The sequence below is a fragment of the Kiloniella majae genome (genome assembly GCF_002118315.1).
Lineage (GTDB): Bacteria > Pseudomonadota > Alphaproteobacteria > Kiloniellales > Kiloniellaceae > Kiloniella > Kiloniella majae.
Window position 1 is genome coordinate 347,665 of the sequence record NZ_MTSZ01000004.1, and the last position, 6,670, is coordinate 354,334.

Consider the following 6,670-nt stretch of genomic DNA (forward strand, 5'->3'; position numbering starts at 1 on the left):
CTTATGCTTTGTGTACAACAGCAACTGTTTTTCTGTCCGGAAGTTCAGTTGCTGTTGTATTATATAATAGGAGTTTTCGGTTAGTTCTGGCGAACACCGAGCGCTTGCCGTTCCATCAGGACTTCCCGGCGAAAACGGAATTGGTTCGCAGGGCGACCCCCAGTTTGGCTTTCGATCTTCCCTGTCGCTTCAACCAGACCTTTTTTCTCGATCAGGCGGCGAAAGTTCTGTTTATGAACAAGGGACCCGGAGAGAGCTTCGACGACTTTCTGGAGTTGCAGTAGCGTAAAGGTCGGGGGCATCAGTTCAAACACGACGGGGCGATATTTGATTTTACCTCGCAACCGCCCAATGGCAGTTGCCAGAATACGTCTGTGATCCAGTGCCATTGCCGTGCCGCGGTGATCACTTATTTCGCCTTCACTAAGGCTGTCTTGGCGTTCCGCGACTAGACTGGCTTCATAGAGCAGTTCGTATCGTTCCAGAACCAGTTCGTCGTTCCAAGGGGTGTCATCCAATCCAAAGGTAATACAGGTGCGCTCATAACGATCTTTTTGCTCGTCGTTATTCTGGGCATCTTCAATCCATTTCCGCAAAGCGGGGATGATATCGCTCTCTAATATAGTAGGGGTGCCATCGCGCCAGTCTTCCCAAGGGAAAAAGCGATACCAATCCTGCCAAACTGCATTTTCAATTGCTGTTGGACCCGTATCCTGTACCAGGGCGAGATACCCAACTGACACCAAGCGGGCTCCGCCTGCTTCTTCGCGAGGGTCGCGTCCTTCGTTCCCGAATGTATAGAGCTGCTCGACATATCCGATGTCGTGATCTGTCTGTTCTTCCACCCACGATCTCAGCCCGGCTTCAAGCGTGCGGTGTTTCAGCGGATAAAAGGGACCGAAGGGAAGCGCTTCATGCCGATTGTCATGGGGCAGTGCTGTCCGCTCGGTCAGGGTTTCATGCTGGGCGGTCAATGTTTCAGAAGTATGCTGAACAACAAGAACCTTTGGTTGCTCTTCAATGATAGCAACAATAACGGCATTCAGCCCGATAACGATCTGTCCGTTTGCTGGTTCTGTACTCGCATTCATACTTAATCCGCCCCTTTCTCTTAAGCTGCTAAGATCACAGAGGAATTGAGATTAGGCAAGATCTGATGATGGGTGATTGTTATAATCTGCGAATCTCTAGTGTGAAAATGTCTGTTGTTCTGGGGTAAGTAGGTCGCAATCGCCAAGTTTAATCGCTTCGAGCAAGGGATTCAGAGGCATGCTGTCCGAGACGAACTGATTGATTTGAGAGAAATTGCATTGTTTAACCGGAGCCATTTTATCAAACTTACTATGATCGAGAATCATAATGGATTGCTGGGAGTGGTTGATTAGAGTTTGAGAGAACACTGCTTCGCATAGATGGTTTACCATAAAGCCCTTTTCGCAATGTACAGCTGATGCTGATAATATCGCGTAGTCTAGCTCAAACCGACCAACGAACTCCAAAGCTTCAGGGCCAAAAGCGCCTGCGTCATGTTCTCTCAGTTCGCCCCCGGCCAAGAATACTCTGTTTCCGTTTCTGCTTACTAGAATGTTGGCGATTGATGCCGAGTTGGTGACGATAAACAAATTTTTGTGCTCGCTAAGCGCCATGGCAACGTAAGCTGTGGTCGAGCTGTTATCGAGAAAAAGAGATTCTCCGTTGCGAATTTGTGCCGCTACCAAGGCGGCAATTTGTTGTTTTGCTTCTTTGCCTTCAGCAAGGCGGCGGGTAAATGAGGGCTCAGGAATACTTTCTGGAAGTGAGACGCCGCCGTGAACTTTTTCCAGTAAGCCTTCTGCGACCAGGCTATTTACATTACGCCGTATTGTTTCCATCGAAACCCGCAAGGTCTCTGCAAGAGCCGCAGTTGTACAGAAGCCGTTAAAACGAACGTTCTTCAGGATATCAAGTTGGCGTTTTGAAGGGGGCATCTAATCCTACTTCGTGTGTTTGCTGTTGTAAGTTCAGTGTTTATATCACTAAAACCACAAGATAAACACGAAATATACTCATAATGTAATGTTTTATAATTGACTCGACTCTAATTTCGATGGTTTCATGTGGTTATTGTGGATTTGTGTGGTATTTATTGATTTGTGGGAGAGGTTAATGTCTGGTCGGCATCATGTAGAAGTTCTTATTATCGGAGGCGGGATTATTGGATGCTCTATCGCATACCATTTAACCCGTATGGGAAAGCAGGGTGTCGCTGTTTTAGAGAAAAATCAGTTAACTCACGGGGCAACTTGGCATGCCGCTGGGTTAGTCGGTCAGCTAAGATCCTCGCGGAATACAACCCGTATGTTGCAGAAATCTGTTGAACTATATGACAAGTTAGAAACTGAAACCGGACAGGCACTTGACTGGAAAAAGGTTGGTAGTCTCAGGCTCGCAAGCTCTAAAGACCGTATGCTCGAGATAAAGCGTTTGGCAACAACTTCCAAAAGTTTTGGCCTAGAAATGCAAATTCTCACTGCGCAAGAAGCCCAGCAACTCTTTCCAATCATGACAACAGAGGGTGTCGAAGGCGCAGCCTATATCCCGAGTGATGGTTATATTGATCCGAGTTCTGTTTGTCAGGCGTTGGCAAAGGGAGCCCGTGATAATGGGGCAAAAATTCACCAAGGTGTTGAGGTATTAGAAGTCCGTCGAAACGGGCGACAAGCAACCGAAGTGGTTACATCTGAGGGGACTTGGACTTTCGATATATTGGTAAATGCTGGTGGGATGTGGTCTCGGGAACTCGGAAACCTTAGTAATGTAAAAGTACCTGCTTGCGCTTTGGAGCATCAGTATATGATTACTGATCCTATCCCCGATATGCCAAAGAATATGCCAACCATGCGAGATCCGGATCGCCTGATCTACTACAAGCCGGAAGTTCGTGGAATGGTTGTTGGCGGGTACGAAAAGGGAACGCTTCCTTTTGGAAATGAGGGTATTCCAAAAGGATTTGGACGGGAACTGTTAGGCGGAAATTTTGACCGTTTTGAGCAACTGGCTTGTCTGGCTTCAGAAATCACACCAGTGATTAACTCTGTTGGTATTCGTGAACTCATTAATGGCCCCATTCCCTATTCTGCAGATGGTGACTTTGTGATGGGAAAGGCTGCTGAGCTTGATAATTATTTTGTCGCGAGCGGTTTCCTATACGGGATTGCCGCAGGCGGTGGTGCAGGACAGATGATGGCGGAATGGATAATTGATGGGGCCCCAAGTCTTGATCTCTGGCCATTGGATATTCGTCGTTTCAGTGAACACCATAACACAAACTATTTTATGTATAACCGGGCCGTGGAACACTATGGCGGGCATTATCTCCTTCACAAGCCAAACGAGGAAGCTGAAGCAGCCAGAGGAATAAGGCGTAGTCCGCTTTATAATATACTTAAGGAAAAAGGAGCTTGTTATGGCAGCAAAGCGGGATGGGAGCGCCCAAATTGGTTTGCTCCGGATGGGGGGGAGGCTGTTGATCAATTAGATTTTGATCGCAAGAAAACAAACTGGTTCTCGCCTGTTGCTAAAGAATGTAAGGCTGTGCGGGAGAATGTAGGGTTAATAGATCAATCTTCTTTTGCGAAGATGGAGGTTGTTGGCACCGGCGCGTTAGTCGCTTTGCAAAGGCTGGCGATTTCAAACCTTGATAAGCCCGATGGGTCGGTCATTTACACACAGCTTTGTAATGAAAAAGGTGGGATTGAAGCTGATTTGACGATCTGTCGTCTGGGGCGCGAGCATTTTTATGTCATTACAGGCAGTGGTTTTGCGACGCATGATTTCCATTGGATCAAGTCACATTTACCAGTGGATGGATCTGTTCATGCATTCGAGGTGACTTCTGCCAAAGCCGTAATTAATATCTGCGGGCCAAATTCGAGAGCTGTTCTACAGGCTGTTACGCGTCAAGATATTTCGAATGCTGCTTTCCCCTTTTCGACCTGTCAACAAATTGAAATTGGCGCGGCAACTCTCTGGGCTCTACGTATTGGTTATGTTGGAGAGTTAGGTTGGGAATTACATATCCCAACTGAATTTGCTGCCCATGTTTATGAACAACTTTGGGAGGCAGGGCAAACCTACGATATTGCCAATGTCGGTTACCGTGCCATCGATAGTCTGAGATTGGAAAAGGGGTATGTCTACTGGAGCGCAGAAGTAACCCCTGATTACACTCCTTATGCTGCAGGGTTGGGCTTCAAAGTAGCGTTAAAATCAAAAAAAGATTTTATCGGCCGGGAAGCCCTCCGGGCGGTCAAAGAAAGTGGTTTTGCGGAAAAGTTATCGACCTTTACGGTTGAGGCTGATGTCTCCCTCTTCGGTGCAGAGACGATTTATCTTGGCGATGATGTGATCGGGCTGACAACATCTGCCAATTACGCACATACTGTGGAAACGCAAATTGCGATGGGGTATATCCCTACTTCACTCGCCGACAAACAAGGCTTTGAAGTTGAAGCTTTTGGAAAACGTTATCCTGCGGTGCGTATCGATGGCGCTTTGTATGACCCGATGAACAAACGCTTGAGAATGTAAGGGGAGATAGAGATGGCTGCAAAACAAGTTGCCTCGGTTATGGCATTGGTTCCAGAGTTTGGGGATTGGACACCTGGTAGTTATTCGGTTGAACGTCTCGGTGGGCTGACAAACCTTGTTTTTAAGGTGTCGAGAAAAGAAGAGAGCTATATTGTTCGAATTCCAGGCGAAGGAACTGAGGAATATATTGATCGCTCTGTTGAATCCCGTAATGCTCAAGTTGCTGCCGACATAAAGGTCTCTGCAGAAGTACTTTATAGTGATCCATCAAGTGGAGTAATGGTCTCACGGTTTTTGGGGGGGGCAAAAACAATGAACCCTCTTGCTTTTAAAGAGATACCTGGGGCGGTGGGACGTGCTGGACGTGCCTTGGCTTTGTTGCATAACTCGGAAAAAGAATTTCTGTTCCGGTTTGAGCTCTTTGCCATGATTGATGAGTATTTGAAGGTCCTCTCTGGGTTGGATGTTACTTTACCTGACGGTTATTGTGAGGTTGTCGAAGAGGCACAAAATATTCGAAATGTTTTATCCTCGAAGAAGAACTTGCCGTTAACGCCGTGTCATTGTGATCCTTTGTCTGAAAACTTCCTGGATGATGGTGAGGAGATGTGGATTGTGGACTGGGAGTATTCCGGTATGAATGATCCCCTATGGGATCTTGGTGATCTTTCGGTAGAGGCCAAATTTTCTGAAAAGCAAGATCGGGAATTACTTCTCGCTTATTGGGGAGAGGAGCCGCCAGCCGAAATCCTTGGTCGTATGATCATCTACAAAGCGATGTGTGATCTTCTCTGGACACTTTGGGGGTTAATTCAACATGGTAATAAAAACCCTGCCGAAGATTTTTGGGCTTACAGTATCGCACGTTTCGAACGTTGTAAGCGGCTGATGTCTTCTTCTGGCTTCGCCGAGCATCTTCGCGCTGTTGATCGCGGTCGCTTATATGATTGAGTGCGCGGGGCTAATTATCAGAATATAAATTAGCAATTAAGGGCTTAAGATCGAGTTGGGGGCCGGAGCGTGGTGCCTGCCTTTTTATATCGTTTTATGTCTTGAACGATAAGCGCATGAGCAACTCATCATGATAGGTATCCTGATGAGTTGCTCTGGGTTCTATTCCGTATTCAGTAAAGCCCAGCTTCTTATATAGGCCGACTGCTGAAACTCCGTTGCCGCGTGTTTCTGGTTTTATATAGATTCGCCAAAGCGTCGCTTTGTGTTTGAGCTTTTCCTTATTAGAGATTCGTAAGCCGGCGATACCAACGAGTGTACCTGCATTGCTATAAGCACCACAAACAACGTTGTTTGTTAAAAGTTCGGAATAGTTGTTTAGGGGGCTGTTTACTTCATCACTATAAGATGCGTCAAAAGCTTCAGGACTTTCATCAAGGCCTTTCAATCTAAGCTCTCTATAAAGGCCTGCGTCGTCGGATGGGATTCTTTTAACTTTAAAAACATTATCTATATGCATCGTTTGTCAGAATCCTGTGGTGTGATCGTTCGTGTTTGAGGTGATTCGCAGAATATAGAGGGCGAATCTTTCCCGCTGAAAGTTACTTTTAAATATTATTTGTAAGAATCGCGCATATTTTTACATCTGGATTCAGGGATTCTTTATGGATTTACCCTAATTTTGCCTTGAATTTACCTTCTTGGAATCTGGCCATTTCAGAAAACATCACGGGCGGGGTGTTTTTGCGCAATAAACTTACGCAAAACACCCTTGTGACGGTAATATTAAAAAAATGTGAGTTTTTTGCAAAAAGGTCTTTGACAGTGTTGGTGTAGGGGCCTATAACACCGCTCACCGACGGGGCAGACGCTTCGACGGTACATCGGAAAGACAGAGTAAAAACAGATAGTTAGCGGAAGTTTTACGGAAGCTGATTTGAGAATTTGGATAGGATTTGATCCTTGAAAAAGTTTTTACAGAAATGTTTCAGATGTTCCTTGACGATAGGGAAAAAGACTATATATATCGTCTAGCTTTTCGGGGCCGGGTTTTCTTGGCTCCATTTTGTGAATTGTTGTTTGACATTGTTGATATGAATTGGAAGGGATGCGTGGACGGCGGTTTGTTGTTAGTGGCAACGAGCTAGCT

General features: G+C 46.1%; 5 protein-coding genes. 2 read left to right on the forward strand and 3 right to left on the reverse strand.

Annotated features, from left to right (window positions below; genetic code table 11):
• Positions 1-80: 80 nt before the first annotated feature.
• Together BKB51_RS14505 and BKB51_RS14510 are read right to left on the reverse strand one after the other, a co-directional pair.
• Positions 81-1,091, reverse strand: a complete 1,011-nt coding sequence (locus BKB51_RS14505) for an NUDIX hydrolase (protein ID WP_085901808.1) — start codon at positions 1,089-1,091, stop codon at positions 81-83.
• 96 nt (positions 1,092-1,187) lie between these two features.
• Positions 1,188-1,967, reverse strand: coding sequence for a DeoR/GlpR family DNA-binding transcription regulator (locus tag BKB51_RS14510; protein ID WP_085901809.1), 780 nt, complete (start codon positions 1,965-1,967; stop codon positions 1,188-1,190).
• A gap of 178 nt (positions 1,968-2,145) precedes the next feature.
• Between BKB51_RS14510 and BKB51_RS14515 the strand changes: the two genes are divergently transcribed.
• Positions 2,146-4,569 (forward strand): GcvT family protein, encoded by a 2,424-nt coding sequence (locus BKB51_RS14515; RefSeq protein ID WP_085901810.1) that lies wholly within the window; start codon positions 2,146-2,148, stop codon positions 4,567-4,569.
• A gap of 12 nt (positions 4,570-4,581) precedes the next feature.
• Positions 4,582-5,520, forward strand: coding sequence for a choline/ethanolamine kinase family protein (locus BKB51_RS14520; RefSeq protein ID WP_198946750.1), 939 nt, complete (start codon positions 4,582-4,584; stop codon positions 5,518-5,520).
• Between the two features lie 94 nt (positions 5,521-5,614).
• On the opposite strand, the gene BKB51_RS14525 is transcribed toward BKB51_RS14520, so the two are convergent.
• Positions 5,615-6,040 (reverse strand): GNAT family N-acetyltransferase, encoded by a 426-nt coding sequence (locus BKB51_RS14525; protein ID WP_085901811.1) that lies wholly within the window; start codon positions 6,038-6,040, stop codon positions 5,615-5,617.
• Positions 6,041-6,670 lie beyond the last annotated feature (630 nt).